A 26,521-nucleotide genomic window follows, 5' to 3' on the forward strand; every position below is an offset into this window, starting at 1 on the left:
TGAGTGTTTCGGATCAGCGACCGGAGCGACGGCCGCCCGCGCGGGTGCCCGAGGAGAAGGCCGCCGCGCCACCGCGGGAGGAGCCGCCCGTGCGGGGCTGGCCGCCGCCGGTGCGGGCCGGGGCCGCGCCGCGCTGGCCGCCACCGGAGGTGGAGCGGGCCGGAGCCTGGCCGTTGCGGGCCGGGGCGCCGGCGCCGGAGCGCGCACCCGAGCCGGAGCGTCCGCCGGAGCCCGAACGGCCGCCGCCGGAGCGTCCGCCGGAGGCCGCGCCGGTGCCCGACTGGCCGCGGGAACGGCCCTGTCCGTCGTCACGACGGTCCGAGCCGGTCTCGGTCGTGTAGGTCGTGAACTCCGAGCGCGAGCCGCGCCCGCCGGAGCCACGGCCACCACCGGAGCGCTGGCCGCGGCCACCGCCATCGTCACGACGGGCAGCGGCTGCGGCGCGCGAGCCTGCGCCGCCGCGGTTCTCGCCGCTCGGGCCACCGCCGCCACGACGGCCACGGCCGCGAGGGGGACGCTCGTCGTCGTCGCGGCGGGAGCCGGGCGCGGCCTGGCCGCCGGCGGTGACCTTCTTGGGCCGGTTGTCCACGATCGGACGGCGCGGGGAGGCGTCGAAGGTGCGCTCGCCCGGGGCCAGCTCGGCCAGCAGCGGGTGGCCGGGGCCGATCTGCGTGGTGGTCGGCTTGATGCCGGCCTTGCGGGTGAGATCGCGCACGTCGCGGACCTGCTCGTCGGTCATCAGCGTGATGACGGTGCCCGAGGCGCCCGCCCGCGCGGTGCGGCCGGAGCGGTGCAGGTACGCCTTGTGCTCGACCGGCGGGTCGGCGTGGATGACCAGCGTGACGTCGTCCACGTGGATGCCTCGGGCGGCGATGTCGGTCGCGACCAGCGTCTTCGCCGCGCCCGAGGAGAAAGCCTCGAGGTTGCGGGTCCGCGCGTTCTGGCCGAGGTTGCCGTGCAGCTCGACGGCGGGCACGCCGCTGGCCACCAGCTTGCGGGTGAGGGTCTTCGCGCGGTGCTTCGTGCGGGTGAACACCAGCGTGCGCCCGGGCGCCGCGGTGAGGTCGACCAGCACCGGCAGCCGGTGGGTCTCCTCGAGGTGCAGCACATGGTGGGTCATGGTCGAGACCGGCGACTGGGCCGAGTCGACGCTGTGCGTGACCGGATCGTGCATGAAGCGCTTGACCAGCACGTCGACGCCGCCGTCGAGGGTCGCCGAGAACAGCAGCCGCTGGCCGCGCTCCGGGGTGGCGTCCATGATGCGCCGGACCTCGGGCAGGAAGCCCAGGTCGGCCATGTGGTCGGCCTCGTCGAGCACGGTGATCTCGATCTGGTCGAGCTTCACCTCGCCCTGGCGCATGTGGTCGGCCAGCCGGCCGGGGCAGGCCACGACGATGTCGACGCCGTCGCGCAGCCGGGTGATCTGCGGGCCGGCGCTGACGCCGCCGAAGATCGTGGTGGTCTTGAGGCCGAGCACCTTGCCCAGCGGCAGGATCGCGGCCTCGATCTGGGTGGCCAGCTCACGGGTGGGCGCCAGGATCAGCGCGCGCGGACGGCCCGGGCGACGGCGCGTCGGGCCGTCGGCCAGGCGGCTGAGCAGGGGCAGCACGAAGCCGTACGTCTTGCCGGAGCCGGTGCGGCCGCGGCCGAGCACGTCGCGGCCGGCGAGCGTGTGCGGCAGCGTGGCCGCCTGGATGGGGAACGGTTCGGTGACCCCCTGGGCCGCGAGGGCGTCCACGAGGGTGGCGGGCAGGCCGAGTTCGGTGAAAGTCGTCATAAGCGGTGCGGGCGCCCGAGGCGCCCTGGTCTCCATACCTGAGAAGGGTTGTCCTGCCCGGCGCAGACCCTTTACGGCCGCGGCGCGTGGTAGTCGACAACACGGCCCGAGGCAGAACTGAGCGGACCGCATGATCAGTTTACCTGGTCCGCCCCGCTCCCGTCGCGTGAGTTTGCCCGCACTTGGCCCGCTTGCTAAGTTACCGATGAGTAATCACAGAGGAGTGTCATGACCGCGACGTCGCTGTTGCTGAACCCGCGGGCCTACGACCCGCAGCGTTTCGACCCGGAGACCCGGCGCCTGCTGCGCGCCACGATCGACTGGTTCGAGTCGCGGGGGAAGGCGAAGCTCACCGAGGACTACCACGCGCGCGTCTTCTACGCGGACTTCCTCGAGTTCGCGGGGGAACAGGGGCTGTTCGCCACCTTCCTGACCCCGGCCGCGAACGCCGACGGCAGCCCCGACAAGCGGTGGGACACCAGCCGCGTCGCCGCGCTTTCGGAGATCCTCGGGTTCTACGGGCTCAACTACTGGTACCCGTGGCAGGTCACCATCCTCGGCCTGGGCCCGGTCTGGCAGAGCGCCAACGACGTCGCGCGCAAGCGGGCCGCGGACGCGCTCGCGGCCGGCGGCGTCGGCGCGTTCGGACTGTCCGAAAAGGACCACGGCGCCGACATCTACTCGTCCGACCTGGTGCTCACCAAGGACGGCGACAGCTACCGCGCGAACGGCTCGAAGTACTACATCGGCAACGGGAACTGCGCGCAGACCGTCTCGGTGTTCGGCCGGGTCGACGGCGTCGAGGGACCGGACCAGTACGTGTTCTTCTACGCCGACTCGAACCACCCGAACTACCACGTGGTGAAAAACGTGGTGCCCTCGCAGATGTACGTCGCGGAGTTCCGGCTCGAGGACTACCCGGTGCACGCCGAGGACCTGCTGCACGTCGGCGCGGAGGCCTTCAGCGCCGCGCTCAACACGGTCAACATCGGCAAGTTCAACCTGTGCTTCGGCGGCATCGGCATGGCCACGCACTCGCTGTACGAGGCAATCACGCACGCGCAGAACCGGATCCTCTACGGCAACCCGGTCACCGACTTCCCGCACGTGCGGCGCGAGTTCGTCGAGGCGTACGCGCGGCTGGTCGCGATGAAGCTGTTCTCCGACCGCGCCGTGGACTACTTCCGCTCGGCCGGCCCCGACGACCGCCGCTACCTGCTGTTCAACCCGATCACCAAGATGAAGGTGACCACGGAGGCACAGAAGGTGATCGGCCTGGTCGCCGACGTCGTCGCGGCGAAGGGCTTCGAGGCCGACACCTACCTGGCGATGGCGAAGAACGACATCGACGGCCTGCCCAAGCTGGAGGGCACGGTCGCGGTGAACCTCGCGCTGATCGCGAAGTTCATGCCCGCGTACCTCTTCGCGCCGCAGGACTACGCCCCGGTGCCGACCCGCGACGACGCCGCGGACGACGAGTTCCTGTTCCGCCAGGGCCCCGCGCGCGGGCTGTCGAAGGTCCGCTTCCACGACTGGAAGACCGCATACGAGAAGGCGTCCGGCATCCCGAACGTCGCGCTGTTCACCGAGCAGGCCGCCGCGCTGGTCAAGCTGCTCACCGAGGCCACGTCGGACGAGGCGCAGCAGAAGGACCTCGACTTCGGCCTGGCGCTGACCGAGCTGTTCACCCTCGTCGTGTATGGCCAGCTGGTGCTGGAGCAGGCGGAGCTGACCGGCATCGAGGCCGACGTCGTCGACCAGATCTTCGCCGTGCTGGTCCAGGACTTCAGCGCCGCGGCCGTCGACCTCAACGGCAAGGCCAGCTCCACCGACGCACAGCAGAAGATCGCCTTGGCGGCGCTGCGCAAGCCGGTCGTCGACGCCGAGCGCTTCGATCGCGTGTGGACGATGGTGCGCGGGCTTTCCGGCGCCTACGCGATGAATCCCTGAACGACTCGTGAGTGTTTATGACGGTTCTAACCGTCATAAACACTCACGAGCCCTACCGGCAGAACCGGCCCGCGAACCGGCGTTTCCGCGATCTTCCCGCTGGAATCCCCACGTCAGCCCATGATCGACGCGCAAGTCGCGGCGTAACCGCGCGCAACTCGCGCCGATACACCCCGGCAATACTCCGTTCCTAGCTTTCGGCCCAGCCGGCCGGAAGGAGCGGACATGGGGCTCGCTGACAACCCGCACATGGAAGACTACTCACTGCGCTACACACCGGCGTCGTTCCGGAAATGGTCGCCGTGGATGGTGTTCCTCAGCTGCCTGGTCGGGATCTCGGCCATGGCCGGGTACGCGCTCGACGCGGCGTTCGTGAACGCGTTCGGCTTCGCCAACGCGCTGATCGGTTTCCTCGTCGCCGCGGCGGTCACGCTGCCGCTGACGCTGGTGATCGCGTTTGCCATCACCCGGAAACACGTCGACATCGACCTGCTCACCCGGGGCTCCGGTTTCGGCTACCTCGGCTCGACGCTCACCTCGCTGGTCTACGCGACTTACACGCTGATCTTCCTGGCGTACGAGGGCGCGATCATGGCGCAGGCCGTGACCGCGTTGACCCGTCTGGACATCCATCTGTCCTATGTGGTCGTTTCCGCGGTGATGATCCCGCTGACGCTGTACGGGATGACGTTCAGCTCGAAGTTCCAGGCCTGGACCTGGCCGCTGTGGATCGCGCTGATCGGGCTCGCCATCGGCACCGCGGCGACCGCGCCGGACGCCGGGCACAACATGGTCCACCCGGCGACGGTTTCGCCCGAAGGGCTCGCCGGGCTGACCGTGCTGGCGGTGTTCACCATCGCCGCGGCGCAGCTCTCGCTGGCCACGCAGGTCGGGGAGCAGGGCGACTACCTGCGGCTGATGCCCGATCCGACGCCGGAGAACCGCGGCCGCTGGCGGCTCGCGGTGATCATGGGCGGCCCGGGGTTCGCGCTGTTCGCCGTCGGTATCTTCTTCGCCTCGACGCTGCTGGTCGGCTACGCCGCGACGAAGCTCGGCCCGGCGCAGGTGGCCGTGCCGGTGGACCTGTTCACCGCCGTCTACGAGCGGCTGACCGGCAACCACACGGTCGCGCTGGTGCTCGCCGGGGTACTGGTGCTGCTGTCTCAGATCAAGATCAACATCATGAACACCTACTCGGGCTCGCTGTCCTGGTCGAACTTCTTCTCCCGGCTGCTGCACCGCCACCCCGGCCGCGCCGCCTGGGTGTTCCTCCAGGTCGGACTGGCGCTGGTGCTGATGGAGCTGGACATCTTCAGCCACATCGTCGAGGTGCTCGCCTGGTACTCGAACGTCGGCATCGCCTGGATCGCCGCGATGGTGTCGGACCTGGTGATCAACCGGAAGCTGCTCAAGCTCGCGCCGGACGACCTGGTCTTCCACCGCGCGCACCTGTACAACGTGAACCCGGTCGGCTTCGGCTCGATGGTCGTGGCCGGCGGGGTGTCGATGGTCGCCTACTACGGCGCGTTCGGGGCCGACCTGGCGGCGCTGTCGCCGTTCCTCGCGCTGGTGCTCGCGTTTGTGCTGCCGCCGCTGGTGGCCCTGGCGACGCGCGGGCGCTGGTACGTCGCGCGGGTTTCGGAGCTGCCGGCCGACGCGACGGAGCTGCCGTGCACGGTGTGCGAGGGCACCTACGACGTCAGCGACATGGCGACCTGCCCGTTCCACGGCGGCACGATCTGCTCGCTGTGCTGCTCCACCGAGGGCAAGTGCAAGGACGCGTGCAAGCCGAGCGCGTGGGTGCCGCGCAAGACGGCGCTGGGCATGCCCGTGGTGCCGCCCCGTGAACCCGCGCTTACCGCCGCTTCCGAGGCGACGCCGTGAGCGCGCCGGTCCGCCTTAACAACCGGGTGACGCCGCGGACCCCGGCAGGCAACGCCCGCTGCCTATGGTCCGGCGGTGTGCGAGGTGCGTCGAGAGCGCACGACGTGCGCAGGCTGCGTGACCTGCTGCGTTCGGCGGTGCAGGGCGACCGGTTCACCGGCGGGCAGCTGCCCGGTGAAACGGAGCTGATGGCCGAGTACGGGCTGTCCCGCGCGGCGGTGCGGGAGGCGCTCGCCCTGCTCCGGGCCGAGGGGCTGATCGAGCGGACGCAGGGCGTCGGCACCCACGCCGTGGCGCACCCGGTCAGCACCGGGATCGCCGAGGCCCACGGCACCAGCTCGCCCTCGCCGACCAGCCTGCTGAACCGCCGGACGCGGCCGCAGGTGCTCGACCGGTCCGTGGTGGCGCTCTCCGCGGTCGCCGCCGAACGGCTCGGCGTGCCGGCCGGAATCCCGTGCCTGCGCTTGGAATACGTGGCGCTGCACGAGGAAGAGCCATTGTGGCTCGCCACCAACTACGCGCTGTTCCCCGAAGCGGAGAAGCTGCGCGACTGCCCGTTCGTCACGGACTGGTACGCGCTGCTCGCGGACGCCGGCGTCGAGTTCGGCGCCTCGGAGTTCGTGATCGGCGCGGAAACCGCCGATCCGCACACCGCGGCCGTGCTGGGCGTGCCCGCCGGCGCGCCCGTGCTGGCCATGGAGCAGACCATCTCCGACGTGTCCGGCCGGCTGTTCGACCTCGCTTTCGTCCACACCCGCGCGGACCGGTTCCGCATCGTCTCGCGCGGCACCCGCACCCCGATGCTCGAGGAGCTGACATGACCGAGATCCCGGAGACCCCGCAGACCCTCACCGACGCCGCCGCCGCGTTGCGGGACGGCGCCGTCACATCCGTCCGGCTGACCGAGGCCGCCATCGCCCGCGCCGATCTCGCCGACGCCGAGGTGGGCACCTACCTCGCCCGTTTCGACGAGTACGCGCTCGAGCGGGCCGAGCTGGCCGACGCCGAGCTGGCCCGCGGTGAGGACCGCGGCCCGCTGCACGGAATTCCCTTCGGCGTCAAGGACATCCTGGCGATGGCCGAGGGGCCGACCACCGCGCAGAGCCTGATCCTCGACCGGACCTGGGGTGCGGGCAAGGACGCGCCTGTCGTCGCGCGGCTGAAGGCGGCCGGCGCGGTGATCACCGGCAAGACCACCACGATGGAGTTCGCCTGCGGCATGCCGGACGACACCAAGCCGTTCCCCGTCCCGCGCAATCCGTGGGACACGGCGACCTGGCCCGGCGGGTCCAGCTCGGGCACCGGCAGCGGCGTCGCGGCCGGCATGTTCCTGGCCGGGCTCGGCACGGACACCGGCGGCAGCATCCGCATCCCCGCGGCGTTCTGCGGGGTGAGCGGGCTGATGCCGACGTTCGGCCGGGTGCCGAAGTCCGGCTGCGTGCCGCTGGGCTACAGCCTCGACCACATCGGGCCGCTCGCGCGCAGCGCGCAGGACTGCGCTTCCGTGCTGGAGGTGCTGGCCGGGCCGCACGCGAGCGACCCGGACTGCGTCGACGCGCCGTTCACCGCGCCGGAACTCGGCGGCGACCTGACCGGGATGCGCGTGGGCGTGGTGCGCGAGCACCACTTCCCGGCCGACGGCGATCCCGCGCTGGCGAGCACGTTCGACGCGGCCGTCACGGTGCTCACCGGGCTGGGCGCGGAGGTGGTGGAGGTGTCGCTGCCGCTGTGGTCGGAGATGATCACGGCGGACATGATCACCATGGGCTGTGAGGCACTGGCCTACCACCGCGGTGATCTTTCGGGCCGCTGGAACGATTACTTCGTCGGCACCCGGGCGATGCTGGCCACCGGGGCGACCGTCTCCGGCGCGGACTACGTGCAGGCCCAGCGCGTCCGGCGGGTGGCGCAGGACGCGATCGCGAAGCTGTTCCGGACCGTGGACGTGGCCGTGATGCCGACCGCCGCGGCCGGCGCGCCCGCGTTCGACAGCCTGGCCGGCCCGGACGGGGTGCCGGACGTCGGCGCGCTGTTCTCGACGATCTTCACGCCGTACTGGGACAGCCTCGGCAATCCCGTGCTCGCCGTGCCGATGGGCTTCACCGCGGCCGGGCTGCCGCTCTCGCTCCAGGTCGCCGGGCCGGCCTTCGGCGAGGCCGCGCTGCTGCGCACGGGCGCCGCGTTCCAGCTCGTCACCGATTGGCACCTGCGGGAGCCCTCGCTGGTGTCGGCTCCCGTCGCCGCCTGATTTGCTTGTCCTGGAAGGGGAAAGCAATGCCTGAATTGAGTCCGGCGTCCACAGTGGACGCAGTCGATGTGGTCCGGAAGCTGCTTGACGTCGCTTCGCTGCCCGCGAGCGAGGTCGAGCTGGCGGCTTACGCGGCCGCGTACCCGGCGCAGCGGGCCGGGATCGAGGCGCTGTATGCCGTGCCCGAGGCGCGCTACGTCGACCCGGCGCTGCGCTTCCGCGCGGAGGGGGTCATCGAGGACTGGGCGCACTGAAAAGCTTGTGAGTGTTTATGCCGGTTAGAACCGGCATAAACACTCACGAGTCCTTACTTGCCGAAACCGGCGCGCCGGAGGGCGTCGGCCATGGAGCCGCTGCCCCCGGAGGTTCCACCGGAGTTGCCGCCACGGCCGCCTCCGCCGCCGCGGTTCGGCTGCTGGCCGCCGCGGCGCTGACCGCCCTGACCGCCGCCGCCCTGGCCGCGGTCGCGCCCGCCGCCACCGCCCTGCTGACCACCGCCGCCACCACGGCGGTCCTGAGACGAGGCGCCCGGCTCGTCGTCCAGGCGCAGCGTCAAGGAGATCCGCTTGCGCGGCACGTCGACGTCGAGCACCTTGACCTTCACGATGTCACCGGGCTTCACGACGTCGCGCGGGTCCTTCACGAAGTTCTTCGACAGCGCCGAGACGTGCGCGAGCCCGTCCTGGTGCACGCCGACGTCGATGAACGCGCCGAACGCGGCCACGTTCGTCACCACGCCCTCCAGCCGCATGCCCGGCTTGAGGTCGCCGATCTTGTCCACGCCCTCGGCGAAGGTGGCCGTCTTGAACGCCGGGCGCGGGTCGCGGCCCGGCTTCTCCAGCTCGGCCAGGATGTCGGTGACCGTCGGGAGGCCGAAGGTCTCGTCGACGAACTCGGCCGGCTTCAGCGCCTGGAGGGTGCGCGTGCTGCCGATCAGCGAGCGCAGGTCCGTGCTGGTGGCGGTCAGGATCCGCCGCACCACCGGGTAGGCCTCGGGGTGCACGCTGGACGCGTCGAGCGGGTCGTCGCCGTCCGGGATGCGCAGGAAGCCCGCGCACTGCTCGAACGCCTTCGGGCCGAGCCGCGCGACCTCCTTCAGCGCGGTGCGCGTCTTGAACGGCCCGTTCGAGTCGCGGTGGGAAACGATGTTCTCGGCCAGCCCGGTGGTGATGCCCGAGACGCGGGTGAGCAGCGGCGCGGACGCGGTGTTCACATCCACGCCCACGGCGTTCACACAGTCCTCCACCACCGCGTCGAGCGAGCGGGACAGCGACACCTCGGACAGGTCGTGCTGGTACTGCCCGACGCCGATCGACTTCGGGTCGATCTTCACCAGCTCCGCCAACGGGTCCTGCAGCCGTCGCGCGATCGAGACGGCGCCGCGCAGCGAAACGTCCATGCCCGGCAGCTCCTGCGAAGCGAACGCCGAAGCCGAGTACACCGAAGCGCCCGCCTCCGAGACCACGGCCTTCGTCAGGTTCAGCTCGGCGTGCTTCTTGATCAGCTCCTGCGCGAGCTTGTCCGTCTCGCGGGACGCGGTGCCGTTGCCGATCGAGATCAGGTCGACGTGGTGCCGCGCGCACAGGGCGGCCAACTCGGCGATCGACTGGTCCCACTTGTTCGCCGGCTGGTGCGGGTAGATCACGTGGGTGTCGACGACCTTGCCGGTGGCATCGACGACCGCGACCTTCACCCCGGTGCGGAAGCCGGGGTCGAGGCCCATCGTCGCTCGGGTGCCGGCCGGGGCGGCCAGCAGCAGGTCGCGCAGGTTGGCCGCGAACACGCGCACGGCGTCGTCCTCGGCCGATTGGCGCAGCCGCATCCGCAGGTCGATGCCCAGGTGCAGGAGGATCTTGGTGCGCCAGGCCCAGCGCACGGTGTCGCCGAGCCACTTGTCCGCCGGGCGGCCCTGCTGGGTGATGCCGACCTTGTGCGCGATCCGCTGCTCGTACTGCGTCGGCCCGACCCGCGGCTCTTCGGAGGGCGCTTCCGGCTCCATCGAGAGGTCGAGGACTTCTTCCTTCTCCCCGCGCAGCATGGCGAGGATCCGGTGCGAGGGGAGCTTGGTGTACGGCTCGGAGAAGTCGAAGTAGTCGGCGAACTTGGCGCCTTCGGTCTCCTTGCCCGCGCGGACCTTCGAGGTGATGTGGCCTTCGGTCCACATCTTCTCGCGCAGCTCGCCGATCAGGTCGGCGTCCTCGGCGAAGCGCTCGACCAGGATCGAGCGGGCGCCGTCGAGCGCCGCCTGCGCGTCGGCCACGCCCTTGTCCGCGTCGACGAACACCGCGGCGGCCGCGTGCGGGTCGGTCGACGGGTCGCTCATCAGGCCGTCGGCCAGCGGCTCGAGGCCGGCTTCCCGGGCGATCTGCGCCTTCGTCCGCCGCTTCGGCTTGTACGGCAGGTAGATGTCCTCGAGCCGCGACTTGGTGTCCGCGGCGAGGATCTGCGCCTCCAGCGCCTCGTCCAGCTTGCCCTGGGTCCGGATGGACTCCAGCACGGCGACGCGGCGCTCGTCGAGCTCACGCAGGTAGCGCAGGCGCTCCTCCAGCGTGCGCAGCTGCGCGTCGTCGAGCATCCCGGTGACTTCCTTGCGGTACCGGGCGATGAACGGCACGGTCGATCCCCCGTCGAGGAGATCGACGGCGGCCTTGACCTGCCCTTCGCGCACCTCCAGCTCTTCAGCGATCCGCTGCTCGACCGACTGCACGCTCACAACCAAGCTCCTGCTCCGTCTCGACGTTCCGTGCCGGACATTCTGCCGTCCGGGGCGGTGCGACTTTCGTATGGGCCTGCCCAAGGGTGCCTTGACATCGGTATTGGTCTAGTCCACTTTGTGGTGACCTGCCTCACTCTCCAGCGGAGGTCTCCCCATGTCCCGTACCCCCAAGCCGGCGCTGACCGCGCTGGTGGCCGCCGTCGCCGCCTGCCTGGCGGTGACGTTCGCCGTCGGCGGCAACGCTTCCGCGGCTCCCGCCAAGACCGGCGCGGAAAGTCCGGGCGCTGCGAAGGCGGCCCCCAACGCCCTGCCCAAGCACCTGCTCACCGGCTACTGGCAGAACTTCGACAACGGCGCGAAGCCGCTGAAGCTCGCAGATGTGCCTTCGCAGTACAACATCATCGCCGTGGCCTTCGCCGACGCCACGAGCACGCCCGGCGCGGTGAGCTTCACGCTCGACTCCGGCCTGTCCTCGGCGCTCGGCGGCTACACCGACGACCAGTTCCGCGCCGATATCAAGGCCGTGCAGGCCCGCGGGCAGCAGGTCATCATCTCCGTCGGCGGCCAGAACGGCACGATCAACGTCAGCGACTCGGCGTCCGCGGACAACTTCGCCAACTCGATCAAGTCGCTGATCTCGACCTACGGCTTCGACGGCGTCGACATCGACCTGGAGAACGGCGTCAACGCCACCTACATGGCCCAGGCGCTGCGCAGCATCCACGACGGCGGCGGCCAGGTGATCACGATGGCCCCGCAGACGATCGACATGCAGTCCACGCAGGCGGCCTACTTCCAGCTCGCGCTGAACATCAAGGACATCCTGACGATCGTCAACATGCAGTACTACAACTCCGGCACCATGCTCGGCTGCGACGGCCAGGTCTACGGCCAGTCCACGGTCAACTTCCTGACCGCGCTCGCGTGCATCCAGCTGCAGGGCGGCTTGCGTGACGACCAGGTGGGCCTCGGCCTGCCCGCGTCGAGTTCGGCGGCGGGCGGCGGCTACCAGTCGCCGTCGAACGTGGTCTCGGCGCTGAACTGCCTGGCGAAGGGCTCGGACTGCGACACGTTCAAGCCCGCGGCGACGTACCCGGCGATCCGCGGCGCCATGACCTGGTCGATCAACTGGGACGCGGCCGCCGGGTACGCGTTCGCGAACACCGTCGGTGCCGGGCTCGCGAACCTGCCGTAGGGGCGGTCCGGACAGACCTGGAAGGGTTCCCGCGACGACAGGGGAGGGAGTCTCCGCGGGAACCCCTCCAGAACACCCCCAGTGCACGCGCGCAGAGGGGGTGAGCGCGTGCGACCGGCCCCAGCCTGCCCGGTACTGGTAGGCGAACCGGTTGTACGGCTGTTGAATCGCCTGGTCAGGCTGTTTACACCGGGTCGGACGCGGTGAAGGAGTCCTTACCGGCGGCTCAGCGCGTGGTCACCATCCGGTAGTCGGCCGGGTCGAGGCGCCGGGTCCGGCGGTCGTATTCGGTGACCAGGCCGGGCCAGTTGGTGGTCACCCGCCCGTCCGCCTGCCGGTACCAGCTGCTGCACGCGCTCCAGACGCTGCGCGAGAGCCGCCGCTGCACCTCGGTGTCGTACCGCTCCTCGACCTCCGGTTTGACGTCCAAATAGGACACTCCGGGCCGGGCCAGTTGCTCCACCGCCTGGCGGATGTAGCGCGCCTGCCGTTCGAGCATGTAGATGATGGAGCCCGCGCCGAGGTTGGTGTTGGGGCCGTAAACGCAGAACAGGTTCGGGAAGCCGGGCACCGAAAGGCCGAGGTACGCCCGCGCGCCACCGGCCCAGGCGTCGGACAGCGCCCGCCCGCCGAGCCCGTGCACCTTCATGGTGCCGAGGAATTCGGTGGCGCGGAAGCCGGTGCCGTAGACGATCGCGTCCACCTCGTGCTCGACGCCGTCTTCGGTGCGCACGCCGTGCGGGGTGATCTCGCGGATCCGGGTGGTCTCGACCTCGACGTTCGGCTGCGCGACGGCGGGCAGGTAGTTGCTGGTGAACAGGATTCGCTTGCAGCCCAGCGGAAATCCGGGGGTGAGCTTCCGTCGCAGCTCGGGGTCCTTGAGGTAGCGGCGACGCAGCTGCGCGGTGCGCGCCTCGAACATCTTCGCCAGGAGCGGGTGCTGCGTCATCGCGTACGTCGCGTACTCGGCCAGCAGGAAGATCCGCAGCCGGCCGAACAGCTGGGTGGCCGGGACACGCCGGAACAGCCGCTGCTGCCAGCCGGTGTACCGCGCGTCGTTCTTGGCCATGATGTGCGGCGCGGTGCGCTGGAAGATGGTCAGCTTCGCGACGCGCTTCTGCAGCTCCGGCACGAACTGGATGGCGCTGGCGCCGGTCCCGATCACCGCGACGCGCTTGCCGTCCAACGCCGCCTCGTGGTCCCACCGCGCGGAGTGGAACGAGGGGCCTTCGAAGGTGCCGAGCCCGGGGAGGTCGGGCATCGCCGGGCGCGAGAGCTGGCCGACGGCCGGGACGAACACGTCCGCCTCGTAGGTCTCGCCGCCCGCCGTCTCCACGCGCCATCGGCCTTCGTCGAAGGTGGCCGCGGTGACCTCCTGCCCGTAACGGATGTGCGGGGCGATCCCGTATTTCCCGATGACCCGTTTGAGGTACGCGTGGATGTCCGGCTGCAGCGAGTACCGCCGGGGCCATCGCGGGTTGGGCTCGTACGAGAAGGAGTAGAGCGGTGACGCGACGTCGCACGCCGCGCCGGGGTACGTGTTTTCGCGCCACACGCCACCGGGCTCGTCCGCCTGCTCCAGGATCGTGATGTCGTGGAACCCGGCGCGCTTGAGCTCGACCGCCGTCCCGATCCCGCCGAAGCCGGCGCCGACGATCAGCACCGACGGCGTCCTTGCCGTTTCACCCATGCCCTGGAAGCTACCGAGTGGTCATCACGTGGGGAAGGACAGCGGCGGACAGCGAATCGAGAATCCCGGCCATCAGGACTCGTGAGTGTTCATGACGGTTAGAACCGGCATAGCCACTCACGAGGCGGGCAGCACGCGCACCTCGGGCTCGGTGTCGGGGGAGGCCCAGGCCAGCAGCTTCCGTCCGGCGCTCTCCGCGGCGCTGACGTCGCGCTTGGTCAGCCGTTCGAACGGGGTCACCGTGAGTGTGGTTTTCCCGCCCGCCTTGGCCGTTTCCCAGCTGCCCCGCACCTGACCGCCGGCCAGCACGGTGCCCTTCACCAGCCCGTTCTGCGTGATGACGCGCTTGCGGTACTCGTCGCTGATCACCCGCCGCCGGTCGGCGTAGGCCAGCAGGGTCTGGTCGAACGGGCCCAGCAGCCGCAGCGGCGCGGGCACGTCCTCGTCCGGGACCACGGCTTCGGGCAGGTCGTAGAGCACGCGGCCGTCGGGGTCGCGGTAGGTGCGCAGGTCCATCTCCGCGAAGACCTCGCCGAGCCGCGTGATGCCCGCCCAGGCCTGCGCGTCCGCCACCGAAGCCGGGCCGAACGCCTTGAGATACCGCCGAACCAGCTCGGCCGGCGAGGGCGCGACCGGAGCAGACCTGCCGATCCAATCGTGGGCGTGCTGGTAGGTCGGCTGCCCGGACGAGCCCCACACGCCCCGCGGCGGGATCTGCACGAGCGGCAGGAGGCCCCTTGCCAGGTGCGTCAGCGCGCCGGCCGGCCGGTCCGGCCAGCGTGCCGCGAGCGCGGCGCCCAGCTCCGCGCCCGAGTGTGGCCGGGCGGCCAGCAGCTCACGCGCCGCCTCGCCGACGGCGCCGCGGTCCAGCCCGGCGATCTCCGCCGCGAACTGGATGTTCGTGTCCAGGTCGCGGTCCATGATCACCTGCACCAGCGGCCGCCACGCGAGCGCGTCCGCGGCGCTGACCAGGTGCACCGTGCCGCGCATCAGCACCAGGCGCACCACCTGCCGGTCGAGCAGCAGCTTCGACAGGTCCTCGGGCTGGAAGCCGTGCAGCCGCGCCTGAAGCGCGTAGTACGGCGGGAACGGCGCCTGCGCCTGCAATCCCGCGAGGTGCTCCACCGCGTCGAACGCCGGCAGCTTCACCCGCCGCAGCAGCAGCTGACGGTCCAGCGTCGCGCGGCTCAAGGCGCGCCGGCTCAGATTCATAGCCGGACTGTAACCACCAATGCGGACAGTTCCGGCCCTCGACGAGCGTGAGCGCCGGGTCCTGATCCATAATCCCGGCCATGGCCGAGCTCGCCGCGCCCGCGGTCCGCGACTGGGACTTCCCCCGAGGCACGGCCAGCATCCAGCTCATGCTCCGGTTCGCCGAGGACCACGGCGTGCCCGCGCGCGACCTGCTGCCCGCCGCCGACCTCGACGCACTGGGCGGCTGGGACGCGCCGGACCGGCAGGTGGACGCTCGCCAGGAGCTGGCCGTGGTCCGCGCCGTCGCCGCGCGCGCCGGGGATTCCGACGACCTGGCGCTGGAGCTGGGCCGCCGTTACCGCGTGACAACGTTCGGCATCTTCGGGTTCGCCTGCATCAGCAGCCCGACTATGCGTGACGCGATGCTGTTCGCCTTGCGCTACCTGGACCTCAGCTTCACCTTCTGCATCCCGCACGTCGAGCTGGACGAGGACGGGATCAGCGTGGTCATCGACGACTCGCGGGTGCCCTCCGACGTCGCCCGCTTCCTGACCCTGCGGGACCTCGGCGCGATCCACACGGTGATGCGCGACCTGCTCCCGGAGATCCGCCTGGAGCACCTGGCCTTCCGGCACGACGCACCCATTGACGCGCAGTCCTATGTGGACGCGTTCGGCCTGGTCCCGGAATTCGGCGCCCCGCGCCACATCGCGACCATGGACCCCGCGTTGCTCGCCTATCCGCTGCCGCAGGCCAACGAGCAGACAGTCGCCCTGTGCGCTGCGCAATGCGACGCGCTGGTCGCCCGCCGCCGGGCACGCTCCGGCATCTCCCAGCTGGTGCGGGAGCGCCTGGTGCGCCTGGGCGGGGTCGACGCCGGCATGGACGAGATCGCGCGCCAGCTCGCGGTCAGCCCGCGCACGCTGCGCCGCCGGCTGGCCGACGCGGGCACCGGCTACCGCCAGCTCGTGGACGAGGTCCGCCAGGCGCTCGCCGAGGAGATGCTGGACACCGGTGCGCTGTCGGTGGAGGACGTCGCGCTGCGGCTGGGCTACGCGGAGGCGTCGAGCTTCATCTACGCGTTCAAACGGTGGACCGGGATGACCCCGGCCGCGTTCGCGCGCCGGTCCGCTCCGCGAGCACGGCCGGGTAGGTGACCTTCAGCAGGCCCAGTATCGATTCGACGAGGAACGTGCGCAGTTCGGCGCGCTCGAGCGTGCCGCGGATCAGCCACTCGCGCGAAGCGGCGCGCAACATCCCGCCGTACGAACGGATCATCGCGCGCAACTGCTCACGGCCCTCGGCGACGTCGGTCATCAGCGCGGCGGCGAGCACCCGGTCGGCCGCGATCTCGTCGGCCTCCAGCATGATGCGCTCGATCTCGGGGTCGCGGCCCGCGGCCTCCGGCCCGATCACGGTCAGCCAGGCGTCGCGGTTGCGCTCGACCACCTCGATCCAGCGCTCGATGCCGATCTCCAGCCGGCGCTCCATCGGCTCGTCCGGCAGCGATTCCACCACCGGCGCGGGCACGATCATCATCTGCCGCACCACTTCGAGGTACAGCTCGCGCTTGCCGCCGAAGTAGTGGTTGATCAACGGCCGCGCCACCCCGGCGGCGGCCGCGATGTCCGAAGTGGACACCGATGCGTAGCTGCCCGCGCCGAACAGCCGCCGCGCCGCCGTGAGGATCTCGGCCTTGCGCTCGGCCGGCTCCATCCGTCGCCGGGTGGGCTGCGCTCCGGTACTCATCCGGTCAGCCTCGTCGCCTGCCTCCGCGCTGTCAACAAGTTGTTGACAGCGTGTAAAGAGTGTTGCCCCCGGTCCGGCGCGACGGTATTTGTACGGTCAACGCGGCGCCGTTACCCAACCGGAACGACCGGCCGGTAACTTCCCCGGCCACTGGCGCGACGAGACCGGCAGGGGGAAGGGCTGCAAGTGAAGCGCTGTGGGCAGGAGCTGATGGGCGACGCGGACGGCGGCACGACCGGCCCGGCCGGACGCTGGGTGAGTGTGCGCCTGCAACAGCGGCATGTACGGGTCGACGACCAGGACTGCCCGGAGGACAACGAACCCGGCTGCGGGGCCGGGGAGCCGGGCGAAACAGTGGAGACGGGCCAGCTGTCGATGTCCTACCCGGGCATCGTGATCTGCAGTTACGACGAGGGCCACCTGGTGGGCGAGCGCTGGATCCCGCTCGGCGTCGAGCCGTCGGAGGAAGACGACGAGGTGCTGATCGAGCAGCTGCGGGCCGCGATGCTGTGGCAGGCCCGCCGTCCGCCTCGGCAGAGCCCGCCGTACGAGACGCCACCGTTCGAGACTCCGCCTTACGAGGGCATGGGGGAGTAGTCCCCAGGCCGCCGGAAGCTTGTGGTGGCCGGGATTTTCGCTCCGGCCGGATTTTCCGTTGCGGCGCAAGGCAATCGTGAAATTCGGCTTACCGCAAGGGATCTGTCCGGCTCAGGCGCGCAGGCCGTCGAACGCCATCTTGCACACCGCGTCGGCCAGCTCCGTGGCGGACGAGCCGCGGCGCGGCCGGTACCACTCGATCAGCGAGTTCACCGTGCCGAACAGCAGCCGCGCGGCGACGGCGGGGTCGACGTCCGGCCGGACGTCCCCCTCCGCCTCGGCCAGCTTGACCAGATCGGTCACCACGAGGTCGAACTCGCGCCGCCGGGCCAGCGCCGCCCGCTCCACCTTGGTGTTGCCGCGCACGCGCAGCAGCAGCGTGACGAACGGCAGCCGGTCCGCCAGCACCAGCACACTGCCGCGGACCAGGTGCTCGAGCCGGTCGATCGCGCGCCCGTCGAGCTCCGCCGTTTGCGCGGCGACCTCGAACAGCCCGTCCAGCGCCCGGTCCACCGAAAGCCGCAGCAGCTCTTCCTTGCTCGGCACGTGGTGGTAGATCGCGGACTTCGTGATGCCGAGCTTGCGCGACAGGTCCTCCATGCTGGTGCCGTCGTACCCGCGCTCGTTGAACAGCTTCACCGCGACCTGGAGCAGTGACTCCAGGTCGTATCCGGGCCGCCCCCGCCGCGCCGCAGGGGTGGTCACGCGGGATCCCGCTGGTCCAGCACCCGGCGCATCTTCCCCAATGAACGTTCCAGTGTGTCCGGCTCCACGATCTCCACCGTAACGGTCACCCCGACCCCGTCCTTCACCCCCGCCGCCAGCGCGGACGCGGCGGACTCGCGCAGCGCGGCTTCGGCGCCGTGGCGGGCCTCCACGCGCACGATGAGGTGATCGAGGCGCCCGCGCGTGGTCCGGACGAGTTGGAAGTGCGGGCTCAGCCCCTCGGTGCGCAGCACGATTTCCTCGATCTGCGTGGGGAAGACGTTCACCCCGCGCAGGATGATCAGGTCGTCGCTGCGGCCGGTCACCTTCTCCATCCGCCGGAACGCCGGGCGCGCCGTGCCCGGCAGCAGCCGGGTGAGGTCGCGGGTGCGGTAGCGGATGATCGGCAGCGCCTCCTTGGTCAGCGAGGTGAACAGCAGCTCACCCTGCGCGCCGGCCGGCAGCACCGCTTCGCTGAACGGGTCGATCACCTCGGGGAAGAAGTGGTCCTCCCAGATGTGCAGGCCGTCCTTGGTTTCCACGCACTCCTGCGCGACGCCCGGGCCCATCACCTCGGACAGCCCGTAGATGTCCACCGCGTCGATCGCGAAGCGCTCCTCGATCTCCGCGCGCATCTGCTCGGTCCACGGCTCGGCACCGAAGATGCCGACCTTCAGCGAGCTGGCCCGCGGGTCCACGCCCTGGCGCTCGAACTCGTCCAGCAGGGTGAGCATGTACGAGGGCGTCACCATGATGACCTCGGGCTCGAAGTCGGTGATCAGCTGCACCTGCCGGGCGGTCATCCCGCCGGACGCGGGAATCACTGTGCAGCCCAGCTTTTCCGCGCCGTAGTGCGCGCCGAGGCCGCCGGTGAACAGGCCGTAGCCGTAGGCCACGTGCACCTTGTGCCCGGGCCGCCCGCCGGCCGCGTGGATCGAGCGCGCGACCACCGTGGCCCAGGTGTCCAGGTCCTTCTCGGTGTAGCCGACCACGGTCGGCTTCCCGGTGGTGCCGCTGGAGGCGTGGATCCGCCGGATGTCCTTCTGTGGCACGGCGAACATGCCGAACGGGTAGTTGTCGCGCAGGTCCGCCTTCGTGGTGAAGGGGAACTTCGCCAGGTCGGCCAGCTCGCGGCAGTCGTCCGGGTGCACGCCGGCGTCGGCGAACTTCTTGGTGTAGAAGGGCACGTTCGCGTACGCGTGGCGCAATGTCCACTGTAGACGTCCGAGCTGGACTGCGGCCAGCTCGTCGGCGCTGAGCTTCTCTGCGGTGTCGGTCATTGTGCTTCCCGTGCCTTCTGGATGACGCGGCTGCGGCCGCGGAACTCGGCGACGACCTCGGGCCCAGCGGGGGTCTCCCGGTGCACCGTGACGTCGTAGATGCCGTTGCGGCCGAAGGTGGTCCGCTCGGCCCCGGTGGCGATGAGGCGGTCGCCCAGCCGGCCGGCCGCGACGAAGGAGATCTCCGCGCCGGCGGCGACGGTCACCGGGCCGTGTGAATTGCAGGCGAGCGCGAACGTGGTGTCGGCCAACAGGAACAGGTAACCGCCGTGGGCGATGTCGTGGCCGTTGACCATCGACTCGGTGATCTCCATGGTGGCCACGGCGTGCCCGTCGGCGGCCTCGACGAGTTCGATCCCCAGCGCGAGCGAGGCCTTGTCGGTGTCGAACATCGTGTGCGCGGCGTTGCGTCCCAAGTCCGGCGCCTCCATCTGCGTAGCTGGCCGAATGGGCTTACTGACCGAATGGCCGGTAATTAGCGCCCGGAGTCAGTAAAGGCGGGGGACGGCTCCGGTGTCAAGCACCCGGGGGTTTCGGTCCGGGCCGGAAGCGGCTACCATGCGACTTACTGAACGTCCGGTTGGTAATTCGGCGAGAGGGTCGGCATGGTTCTGCTCCGCAGCTACGTCTCCGGTGGTTGGCACACGGCGCCCGGCGAGGGTGTCCCGCTGCACGACGCGGCCACCGGCGAGGAGGTCGCGCGGGTCTCGTCCGAGGGCGTCGACTTCGCCGCCGCGCTCGACTACGGCCGCACAGTGGGCGGGCCGGCGCTGCGTGAGCTGACCTTCCACCAGCGCGCGGCCCTGCTCAAGGCACTCGCCTCGCACCTGCGCGAGCACCGCGAGGAGCTGTACGCGCTGTCGGCGAAGACCGGCGCGACGCTGGGCGACTCGAAGTTCGACATCGACGGCGGCATCGGCGTGCTGTTCAGCTACGGGTCGAAGGGCAAGCGCGAGCTGCCGAACGACACCGTCTACGTGGACGGCGCGGTGGAGCCGCTGAGCAAGGGCGGCACCTTCGTCGCGCAGCACATCGCCACGCCGCTGCACGGGGTCGCGGTCCAGATCAACGCGTTCAACTTCCCGGTGTGGGGGCCGCTGGAGAAGTTCGCGCCCGCGTTCCTGGCCGGTGTGCCGAGCCTGGTCAAGCCCGCGAGCCAGACGGCTTACCTGACCGCGCGGCTGGTCGAGCTGATCATCGAGTCCGGCATCCTGCCCGAGGGCTCGCTGCAGTTCGTCGCCGGCAGCGTCGGCGACCTGCTGGACCACCTCACGGCGCAGGACCTGGTGTCGTTCACCGGTTCCGCCTCCACCGCGCAGAAGCTGCGCGCGCACCCGGCGGTGGTCCGCAACGCGGTGCGGTTCAACGCCGAGGCCGACTCGCTGAACTGCTCGATCCTGGCGCCCGACGCACGGCCGTCGACCCCGGAGTTCGACCTGTTCGTGAAGCAGCTGGTCACCGAGATGACCGTGAAGTCGGGCCAGAAGTGCACCGCGATCCGGCGCGCGTTCGTGCCGGCCGAGCTGCTGGACGACGTCGCCGAGGCTGCCAGCGCGCGGCTCGCGAAGGTGACCGTCGGCAACCCGGCCGCCGAGGGCGTCCGGATGGGCGCGCTGGCCAGCCTGGAACAGCGTGAAGAGGTGCGACGGTCGCTCAAGGCCCTGCTCGACGCGGGCAGTGTGGTCTTCGGCGACCCCGAGCAGGTCGAGGTGGTGGACGGCGACGCCGCCAAGGGCGCGTTCATGTCGCCGGTGCTGCTGAAGGCCGACCCGGAGCGCTCGGAGCCGCACGAGGTCGAGGCGTTCGGGCCGGTGTCCACGCTGCTGCCGTACACCTCGGTCGAGCAGGTCATCGAGCTGGCCGCGCGCGGCGGCGGCAGCCTGGTCGGGTCGATCGTGACCGGCGACCCGGTCTTCGCCCGGACCGTGGTGCTCGGCGTCGCGCCGTACCACGGCCGGCTGCTGGTGCTGGACAGTGACGACGCGAAGGAGTCGACGGGCCACGGCTCGCCGATGCCGCAGCTCGTCCACGGCGGCCCCGGCCGCGCCGGCGGCGGCGAGGAGATGGGCGGCATCCGCGGCGTGCTGCACCACATGCAGCGCACCGCCGTGCAGGGCAGCCCGACCGTGCTGAGCGCCGTCACCGGCCAGTGGGTCGCCGGCGCCCCTCGGACGGAAGGCGAGCACCCGTTCCGCAAGTCGCTCGCCGAGCTGCGGCTCGGTGACTGCGTGGTGGCCGGCCCGCGCACGGTGACCCGCGCGGACATCGACCACTTCGCCGAGTTCACCGGCGACACCTTCTACGCGCACACCAACCCGGAGGCGGCCGCGGCCAACCCGCTGTTCGGCGGGATCGTCGCGCACGGCTACCTGGTGGTGTCGTTCGCGGCCGGCCTGTTCGTCTCGCCCGAGCCGGGCCCGGTGCTGGCCAACTACGGGCTGGAGAACCTGCGGTTCCTCACCCCGGTCAAGGTCGACGACGCGCTGACGGTGACGTTGACCGCCAAGCAGATCACCCCGCGGATCGACCAGGAGTACGGCGAGGTGCGCTGGGACGCCGACGTCACCAACCAGGACGGCGACTCGGTGGCCAAGTACGACGTGCTCACCCTCGTGACGAAGGAGCAGCCGTGACCGCTGTAGCTCCGGACCTCGAAGAACTCTTCGAGCACACCATCGAGCGCGACCAGCGCATCGAGCCGCGCGACTGGGTGCCCGAGGGCTACCGCAAGACGATGATCCGCCAGATCGCGCAGCACGCGCACTCGGAGATCATCGGCATGCAGCCGGAGGGCAACTGGATCACCCGCGCGCCTTCCTTGCGGCGCAAGGCGATCCTGCTCGCCAAGGTGCAGGACGAGGCCGGCCACGGGCTGTACCTGTACTCGGCCGCGGCGACGCTGGGCGCGGACCGCTCGGACCTGACCGACAAGCTGATCACCGGCAAGCAGAAGTACTCGTCGATCTTCAACTACCCGACGCTGACCTTCGCCGACGTCGGCGTGATCGGCTGGCTGGTCGACGGCGCCGCGATCTGCAACCAGGTGCCGCTGTGCCGCAGCTCGTACGGGCCGTACGCGCGGGCGATGATCCGCATCTGCAAGGAGGAGTCGTTCCACCAGCGGCAGGGGTACGAGCTGCTGATGACGATGATGCGGGGCACCGAGCAGCAGCGCGAGATGGTGCAGGAGGCGGTGAACCGCTGGTGGTGGCCGTCGCTGATGATGTTCGGCCCGCCGGACGCGGACTCGCCGAACACCGCGCAGTCCATGGCGTGGAAGGTCAAGCGGCACACGAATGACGAGCTGCGGCAGCGGTTCGTCGACATGTCGGTGCCGCAGGCCGAGGTGCTGGGCGTCACCTTCCCGGACCCGGACCTGCGCTGGAACGCCGAGCGGGAGCACTACGACTTCGGCGCCGTCGACTGGGACGAGTTCAAGAACGTGCTGAAGGGCAACGGGCCCTGCAACACCGCGCGTATCGCGCACCGCAAGCGTGCGCACGACGAAGGCTCCTGGGTCCGTGAGGCTGCGGCCGCGCATGCCTCCAAACAGCTGTTGGGGGGTCCAGGGGGGCTCGACCCCCGGCCGGGGTCTGGGGCCAGGCCCCAGAGGACACAGAAGGGTTCGTGATGAAGCACGATTGGCCGTTGTACGAGGTGTTCGTCCGGGGCAAGCGCGGGCTGAACCACGTGCACGTCGGCTCGCTGCACGCGGCCGACGACGACATGGCGCTGCACAACGCGCGTGACCTCTACACCCGCCGCAACGAGGGCGTGTCGATCTGGGTCGTGAAGGCGGCGGACATCACCGCGTCCTCGCCGGACGAGAAGGACCCGTTCTTCGCGCCCAGCGGCGACAAGGTGTACCGGCACCCGACGTTCTACGAAATCCCCGACGACGTTCCGCACATGTAGGGGAGAGCCATGTCTTTCGACAACGTCTACGAGTCGCTGACCGAGGAGAACGACGCCCGCTGGGCGTTCGGCACCGGGTTCGAGGATCCACTGTCCGGAATGGACACTTCGGTCCCGGACGGGCTGGACGCCGCCGCGCTCGGCGCGTACTGCCTGATGCTGGGCGACGACGCGCTGATCTTCTCGCACCGCCTCCAGGAGTGGGTGACGAACTCGCCCGAGCTGGAGGACGAGGTGGCGGTCGCGAACATCGCCCTCGACCTGCTCGGCCAGGCCCGGCTCCTGCTGGCCCGGGCCGGCAAGGCCGACGGCTCGGACCGGGGCGAGGACTCGTTCGCCTTCGACCGGGTGGAGAACGAGTTCCGCAACGTCCGCCTCGCCGAGCTGGGCGGCGGCCACTTCGGGCACCTGATCGCGCGGCTGTTCGTGTTCTCGACCTGGCGGCTCGCCTTGCTGCAGCGGCTCGAGTCCAGCGCGGACCCGGTGCTCGCCGCGATCGCCGCCAAGGGCGTCAAGGAGCTGACCTACCACCGCGACTACGCGGCCCAGTGGCTGATCCGGCTCGGCGACGGCACCGGGCTTTCGCACGAGCGCATGCAGGAGGGGCTGGCCGAGGTCTGGCCGTACGTGGGCGAGCTGTTCACCACGCACCCGCTGGAGCTGGTGGACGCGGCGACGCTGCGGCCCGAGTTCGACGCGGTGGTGGACCAGGTCTTCGCGGCCGCCACCGTCTCGCGGCCGGAAATCGGTGCTGTGGCCGGGGTTTCCGGGCGGACGGGCCGCGACGGCGTGCACACGGAGAAGATGGGCTTCCTGGTCGGCGAGCTGCAGAGTGTCGCTCGGGCTATGCCGGGTGCGACATGGTGACCGCCGGCGCGGTGGCGTCCACGGTCACCGATCCTGAACTGCCGATGCTCACGCTGGCGGACCTCGGGGTGCTGCGCGAAGTGTCCGAAAAGGACGGACGGGTGACGGTGGCGATCACGCCCACGTACACCGGCTGCCCGGCGATGGACACCATGCGCGACGACCTGGAGCACGCGTTGCTGCGCGCCGGGTTCACCGACGTCGAGATCCGCACGGTGCTGGAGCCGGCCTGGACCTCGGACTGGATCTCGGCCGACGGGCGGCGCAAGCTGGCCGAGGCCGGGATCGCGCCGCCGGGGTCCGCGCCGCGGCGGGCCGCCGGGCCGATCCCGCTCACGCTGGGGCGGCCGGTTTCGCGCGTGGCCTGCCCGCACTGCGGCTCGCTCGACACCGAGGAGCAGTCGCGGTTCAGCGCGACGGCGTGCCGGGCGCTGCGGCGGTGCCGCGCTTGCCTGGAACCGTTCGAACACGTCAAGGAGATCTGAAGTGACCACCGCGGTTTCCCGGCGCACGGGCTTCCACTCCCTGCGGGTCGCCGGCGTCGAGCGGCTCTGCGACGACGCCGTCGCCGTCACCTTCGAGGTGCCGCCGGCGCTGGCGGAGACGTTCGCGTTCGCGCCCGGCCAGTCGTTGACGCTGCGGCGTTCGGTCGACGGCCGCGACGAGCGCCGCTCGTACTCGATCTGCGCCCAGGCGGGTTCGCAGCCACGCGTCGGCGTGCGGCTGGTGCCGGACGGCGTCTTCTCGACCTGGCTGGTGAACGAAGTCCGCCCGGGGGACGAGGTGGAGGTCGCGGCGCCGACGGGGTCGTTCACCCCGGACCTGACCACGGGCGGTCACCACGTGCTGATCGCGGCGGGCTCGGGGATCACGCCTGTGCTGTCGATCGCGTCCTCGCTGCTGGCGATGTCCGATGAAGCTGGGCCTGCCGCGACGGTGACCGTGCTGTACGGCAACCGCCGCACGGACACGGTGATGTTCGCGGACGAGCTGGCCGACCTGAAGGACCGCTGGCCGTCGCGGCTCGAGCTGGTGCACGTGCTCTCGCGCGAGCCGCGCGAGGCCGAGCTGTTCACCGGCCGCCTCGACGTGGACAAGCTGCGCGCGCTGTTCGACTTGCTGGTCCCGGTGGACGAGGTCGACCACTTCTGGCTGTGCGGTCCGTTCGGGATGGTGACGGGAGCGCAGGAGCTGCTTTCGTCATTCGGCGTGCCGGCCGAGCGCGTGCACCAGGAGCTGTTCTACGTCGATGATGTGCCGCCGGAGCCGGTGAAGCACGTGGACGCGGCGGTGGCCGGCGAGTCCTCGGAAGTCACGCTGGTGCTGGACGGCCGCTCGACGACCATGAGCCTGCCCCGTGAGTCGTCCGTGCTGGACGGTGCGCAGCGGTTCCGCCCGGACCTGCCGTTCGCCTGCAAGGGCGGGGTGTGCGGGACCTGCCGCGCCCGCGTCACCGAGGGCTCGGTGGAGATGCGGCGCAACTTCGCCCTGGAGAAGTCCGAAGTGGACGCCGGGTTCGTGCTCACCTGCCAGTCCCACCCGGTCACCGACCGCGTCACCGTCGACTACGACGCCTGAGGACTCGTGAGTGTTCATGCCGGTTAGAACCGGCCTGAACACTCACGAGTCCGGCAGCGGGCTTAACGCCGCCTGCGCCGCCTCCGCGAGCCGACGGTCAAATCCTCGGCGGCGGCTTCCGCGGTTTCGGTGTCCTCGACGTTTTCCGGCAACCCCATCATCTCCGCCGCCAGCTGCTGCGAAGACGCGAACATCCCCGAGGGCTCGTCCTTGGCCCGTCGCAGTGCGGACGGCCGCAGCCGGTTGTACCCGCGCACCGCCACCGGCCGCCGGGTGCGGAGTTCGTACGCCGGCAAGGGTTCGAGCGCAGCTGCCAGCTCGCGGTCGACCAGGATGGTGTCCGGGCGGGCGACCGAGGTGAGCCGGGCGGCGAGGTTGACCACCGAGCCGTACACGTCGCCGAAGCGGGACAGGATGCGGCCCGACGCCATGCCCGCGCGCACCGCCGGCAGGTCCGGCGCGGCGCTGGTCCGCTCGGTCAGCGTCAGCGCGATCTCGGCGGCCGCAGCGGGCTCGTCGGCCACGAAGAGGACCTCGTCGCCGATCATCTTGACCACGCGGCCGTGGTGCTCGGCGATGACCTCGGTGGCCAGCGACTCGAAGGCGTCCAGCACCTGGCTCAGCTCGTCCTCGTCGATCTGGCGGGTCAGCCGGGTGTAGCCGACCATGTCGACGAAGCCGACGATCTGCGTGCGCGCCTCGAGGTCCTCGTCCGAGGAAGCGAACGCGCGGCCCGCGTACGCCGCCAAATGCCGGCGCCAGACGAAGTTCTGCACCTGCTCCAGCTCCGGCAGCAGCCGCTCCACCAGGCGCGCCACCTGACGGTCGCTGCGGGCCAGCTCGGGGTTTTCGGTGATCAGCTGCCACAGCATGTGCACCTGCCACTCGGCCAGCCGCGAGAGGTGCTGGCCGAGCGCGCGCGTCACCGCGACTTCGAGGTGCTGCTCCACCAGACCGGACTGCACGAGCTGGTCGGCCGTGCGCATCGCCGCGACGTCGGCGTCGGTGAACACGGTTTCGTCGTCGTCCACCGTCGCGAACCCGAGGGCCCGCCACAGCCGCCGCGAGCGTTCCTCGGGGACGCCGGCCTTCTGGGCCACGTCCAGGCGGGTGTACTTGCGCGGCCCGCCGAGCAGCACCCGCTCGAGGCGTTGCTGGAGATCGTCCTGGGCCACG

22 protein-coding genes and 1 pseudogene are annotated in these 26,521 nt (G+C 70.7%); 14 read left to right on the plus strand and 9 right to left on the minus strand.

Annotation, left to right across the window (positions count from 1 at the left end; genetic code table 11):
- Nucleotides 1-13: 13 nt before the first annotated feature.
- Nucleotides 14-1,777, minus strand: coding sequence for a DEAD/DEAH box helicase (locus tag OG371_RS24285; RefSeq protein ID WP_329057354.1), 1,764 nt, complete (start codon nucleotides 1,775-1,777; stop codon nucleotides 14-16).
- Between the two features lie 228 nt (nucleotides 1,778-2,005).
- On the opposite strand from OG371_RS24285, the gene OG371_RS24290 reads away from it, so the two are divergent.
- The 5 genes from OG371_RS24290 to OG371_RS24310 all read left to right on the plus strand — a co-directional run bounded on the left by OG371_RS24290 (nucleotide 2,006) and on the right by OG371_RS24310 (nucleotide 8,113).
- Complete coding sequence (locus tag OG371_RS24290; RefSeq protein WP_329057355.1) at nucleotides 2,006-3,727, plus strand: acyl-CoA dehydrogenase family protein; 1,722 nt, start codon at nucleotides 2,006-2,008, stop codon at nucleotides 3,725-3,727.
- 225 nt (nucleotides 3,728-3,952) lie between these two features.
- Complete coding sequence (locus OG371_RS24295; protein WP_329057357.1) at nucleotides 3,953-5,611, plus strand: purine-cytosine permease family protein; 1,659 nt, start codon at nucleotides 3,953-3,955, stop codon at nucleotides 5,609-5,611.
- A 104-nt stretch (nucleotides 5,612-5,715) separates the two neighbouring features.
- Entirely contained in the window at nucleotides 5,716-6,432 is a 717-nt protein-coding gene (locus OG371_RS24300; protein ID WP_329057358.1) for a GntR family transcriptional regulator, read from the plus strand.
- A complete protein-coding gene (locus OG371_RS24305; protein WP_329057359.1) occupies nucleotides 6,429-7,859 on the plus strand; it encodes an amidase in 1,431 nt (476 codons plus the stop codon). The genes OG371_RS24300 and OG371_RS24305 overlap by 4 nt, the downstream gene beginning before the upstream one ends.
- Before the next feature lie 26 nt (nucleotides 7,860-7,885).
- Nucleotides 7,886-8,113, plus strand: a complete 228-nt coding sequence (locus OG371_RS24310; RefSeq protein WP_329057361.1) for a hypothetical protein — start codon at nucleotides 7,886-7,888, stop codon at nucleotides 8,111-8,113.
- Nucleotides 8,114-8,166: 53 nt separating this feature from the next.
- On the opposite strand, the gene OG371_RS24315 is transcribed toward OG371_RS24310, so the two are convergent.
- Nucleotides 8,167-10,572 carry a Tex family protein gene (locus OG371_RS24315; protein WP_329057362.1) on the minus strand — a complete coding sequence of 802 codons (2,406 nt, stop codon included), beginning with the start codon at nucleotides 10,570-10,572 and terminating at the stop codon, nucleotides 8,167-8,169.
- A 304-nt stretch (nucleotides 10,573-10,876) separates the two neighbouring features.
- On the opposite strand from OG371_RS24315, the pseudogene OG371_RS24320 reads away from it, so the two are divergent.
- Nucleotides 10,877-11,770 (plus strand): annotated as a pseudogene (locus OG371_RS24320) (chitinase); the annotation flags it as partial.
- Between the two features lie 226 nt (nucleotides 11,771-11,996).
- On the opposite strand, the gene OG371_RS24325 reads toward OG371_RS24320, so the two are convergent.
- Together OG371_RS24325 and OG371_RS24330 are read right to left on the minus strand one after the other, a co-directional pair.
- Complete coding sequence (locus OG371_RS24325) at nucleotides 11,997-13,460, minus strand: flavin-containing monooxygenase (RefSeq protein WP_329057363.1); 1,464 nt, start codon at nucleotides 13,458-13,460, stop codon at nucleotides 11,997-11,999.
- Nucleotides 13,461-13,577: 117 nt separating this feature from the next.
- A complete protein-coding gene (locus OG371_RS24330) occupies nucleotides 13,578-14,672 on the minus strand; it encodes a winged helix DNA-binding domain-containing protein (RefSeq protein WP_329057364.1) in 1,095 nt (364 codons plus the stop codon).
- An 80-nt stretch (nucleotides 14,673-14,752) separates the two neighbouring features.
- Here OG371_RS24330 and OG371_RS24335 point away from each other — a divergent pair, with 80 nt between their 5' ends.
- Nucleotides 14,753-15,811, plus strand: a complete 1,059-nt coding sequence (locus OG371_RS24335; RefSeq protein WP_329057365.1) for an AraC family transcriptional regulator — start codon at nucleotides 14,753-14,755, stop codon at nucleotides 15,809-15,811.
- Here the strand turns inward: OG371_RS24335 and OG371_RS24340 are convergent.
- A complete protein-coding gene (locus OG371_RS24340) occupies nucleotides 15,738-16,403 on the minus strand; it encodes a TetR/AcrR family transcriptional regulator (RefSeq protein WP_329057366.1) in 666 nt (221 codons plus the stop codon). The genes OG371_RS24335 and OG371_RS24340 overlap by 74 nt on opposite strands.
- Nucleotides 16,404-16,589: 186 nt before the next feature.
- Between OG371_RS24340 and OG371_RS24345 the strand changes: the two genes are divergently transcribed.
- Complete coding sequence (locus OG371_RS24345; RefSeq protein WP_442875979.1) at nucleotides 16,590-17,000, plus strand: hypothetical protein; 411 nt, start codon at nucleotides 16,590-16,592, stop codon at nucleotides 16,998-17,000.
- 111 nt (nucleotides 17,001-17,111) lie between these two features.
- Here OG371_RS24345 and OG371_RS24350 read toward each other — a convergent pair whose 3' ends face one another.
- From OG371_RS24350 to paaI, 3 genes are read right to left on the minus strand one after another with little or no spacing between them, the layout of a single operon-like run.
- Nucleotides 17,112-17,705, minus strand: a complete 594-nt coding sequence (locus OG371_RS24350; protein ID WP_329057368.1) for a TetR/AcrR family transcriptional regulator — start codon at nucleotides 17,703-17,705, stop codon at nucleotides 17,112-17,114.
- A complete protein-coding gene (paaK, locus tag OG371_RS24355) occupies nucleotides 17,702-18,985 on the minus strand; it encodes a phenylacetate--CoA ligase PaaK (protein ID WP_329057369.1) in 1,284 nt (427 codons plus the stop codon). Before paaK ends, OG371_RS24350 begins: the two co-directional genes overlap by 4 nt.
- Nucleotides 18,982-19,377, minus strand: a complete 396-nt coding sequence (gene paaI, locus OG371_RS24360; protein ID WP_329073255.1) for a hydroxyphenylacetyl-CoA thioesterase PaaI — start codon at nucleotides 19,375-19,377, stop codon at nucleotides 18,982-18,984. Before paaI ends, paaK begins: the two co-directional genes overlap by 4 nt.
- Before the next feature lie 213 nt (nucleotides 19,378-19,590).
- Here paaI and paaZ point away from each other — a divergent pair, with 213 nt between their 5' ends.
- Genes paaZ through paaE form a run of 6 tightly spaced genes read left to right on the plus strand, consistent with a single transcriptional unit; the run spans nucleotide 19,591 to nucleotide 25,345 of the window.
- Entirely contained in the window at nucleotides 19,591-21,618 is a 2,028-nt protein-coding gene (gene paaZ / locus OG371_RS24365) for a phenylacetic acid degradation bifunctional protein PaaZ (protein ID WP_329057370.1), read from the plus strand.
- A complete protein-coding gene (paaA, locus tag OG371_RS24370; RefSeq protein WP_329057371.1) occupies nucleotides 21,615-22,616 on the plus strand; it encodes a 1,2-phenylacetyl-CoA epoxidase subunit PaaA in 1,002 nt (333 codons plus the stop codon). The genes paaZ and paaA overlap by 4 nt, the downstream gene beginning before the upstream one ends.
- Nucleotides 22,616-22,900, plus strand: coding sequence for a 1,2-phenylacetyl-CoA epoxidase subunit PaaB (gene paaB / locus OG371_RS24375; RefSeq protein ID WP_329057372.1), 285 nt, complete (start codon nucleotides 22,616-22,618; stop codon nucleotides 22,898-22,900). The genes paaA and paaB overlap by 1 nt, the downstream gene beginning before the upstream one ends.
- Nucleotides 22,901-22,909: 9 nt before the next feature.
- A complete protein-coding gene (gene paaC / locus OG371_RS24380) occupies nucleotides 22,910-23,767 on the plus strand; it encodes a 1,2-phenylacetyl-CoA epoxidase subunit PaaC (protein ID WP_329057374.1) in 858 nt (285 codons plus the stop codon).
- On the plus strand, nucleotides 23,761-24,252 hold the full coding sequence (gene paaD, locus OG371_RS24385) for a 1,2-phenylacetyl-CoA epoxidase subunit PaaD (protein ID WP_329057375.1): 492 nt from the start codon (nucleotides 23,761-23,763) through the stop codon (nucleotides 24,250-24,252). The genes paaC and paaD overlap by 7 nt, the downstream gene beginning before the upstream one ends.
- A gap of 1 nt (nucleotide 24,253) precedes the next feature.
- On the plus strand, nucleotides 24,254-25,345 hold the full coding sequence (gene paaE, locus OG371_RS24390; protein WP_329057376.1) for a 1,2-phenylacetyl-CoA epoxidase subunit PaaE: 1,092 nt from the start codon (nucleotides 24,254-24,256) through the stop codon (nucleotides 25,343-25,345).
- Between the two features lie 62 nt (nucleotides 25,346-25,407).
- On the opposite strand, the gene OG371_RS24395 is transcribed toward paaE, so the two are convergent.
- Nucleotides 25,408-26,520: an adenylate/guanylate cyclase domain-containing protein gene (locus tag OG371_RS24395; protein WP_329057377.1), complete on the minus strand. Its 1,113-nt coding sequence runs from the start codon at nucleotides 26,518-26,520 to the stop codon at nucleotides 25,408-25,410.
- Between the last annotated feature and the right edge of the window lies 1 nt (nucleotide 26,521).

Source organism: Amycolatopsis sp. NBC_01480 (genome assembly GCF_036227205.1).
In the GTDB taxonomy this organism is placed as follows: domain Bacteria; phylum Actinomycetota; class Actinomycetes; order Mycobacteriales; family Pseudonocardiaceae; genus Amycolatopsis.

Excerpts from the sequence above, each read along its gene's own strand:
- OG371_RS24285 (WP_329057354.1), bottom strand. The coding sequence starts at position 1,777 with ATGACGACTTTCACCGAACTCGGCCTGCCCGCCACCCTCGTGGACGCC.
- OG371_RS24290 (WP_329057355.1), top strand. The coding sequence starts at position 2,006 with ATGACCGCGACGTCGCTGTTGCTGAACCCGCGGGCCTACGACCCGCAG.
- OG371_RS24295 (WP_329057357.1), top strand. The coding sequence starts at position 3,953 with ATGGGGCTCGCTGACAACCCGCACATGGAAGACTACTCACTGCGCTAC.
- OG371_RS24305 (WP_329057359.1), top strand. The coding sequence starts at position 6,429 with ATGACCGAGATCCCGGAGACCCCGCAGACCCTCACCGACGCCGCCGCC.
- OG371_RS24310 (WP_329057361.1), top strand. The coding sequence starts at position 7,886 with ATGCCTGAATTGAGTCCGGCGTCCACAGTGGACGCAGTCGATGTGGTC.
- OG371_RS24325 (WP_329057363.1), bottom strand. The coding sequence starts at position 13,460 with ATGGGTGAAACGGCAAGGACGCCGTCGGTGCTGATCGTCGGCGCCGGC.
- OG371_RS24330 (WP_329057364.1), bottom strand. The coding sequence starts at position 14,672 with ATGAATCTGAGCCGGCGCGCCTTGAGCCGCGCGACGCTGGACCGTCAG.
- OG371_RS24335 (WP_329057365.1), top strand. The coding sequence starts at position 14,753 with ATGGCCGAGCTCGCCGCGCCCGCGGTCCGCGACTGGGACTTCCCCCGA.
- OG371_RS24340 (WP_329057366.1), bottom strand. The coding sequence starts at position 16,403 with ATGAGTACCGGAGCGCAGCCCACCCGGCGACGGATGGAGCCGGCCGAG.
- paaK (WP_329057369.1), bottom strand. The coding sequence starts at position 18,985 with ATGACCGACACCGCAGAGAAGCTCAGCGCCGACGAGCTGGCCGCAGTC.
- paaI (WP_329073255.1), bottom strand. The coding sequence starts at position 19,377 with ATGTTCGACACCGACAAGGCCTCGCTCGCGCTGGGGATCGAACTCGTC.
- paaZ (WP_329057370.1), top strand. The coding sequence starts at position 19,591 with ATGGTTCTGCTCCGCAGCTACGTCTCCGGTGGTTGGCACACGGCGCCC.
- paaB (WP_329057372.1), top strand. The coding sequence starts at position 22,616 with ATGAAGCACGATTGGCCGTTGTACGAGGTGTTCGTCCGGGGCAAGCGC.
- paaC (WP_329057374.1), top strand. The coding sequence starts at position 22,910 with ATGTCTTTCGACAACGTCTACGAGTCGCTGACCGAGGAGAACGACGCC.
- paaD (WP_329057375.1), top strand. The coding sequence starts at position 23,761 with ATGGTGACCGCCGGCGCGGTGGCGTCCACGGTCACCGATCCTGAACTG.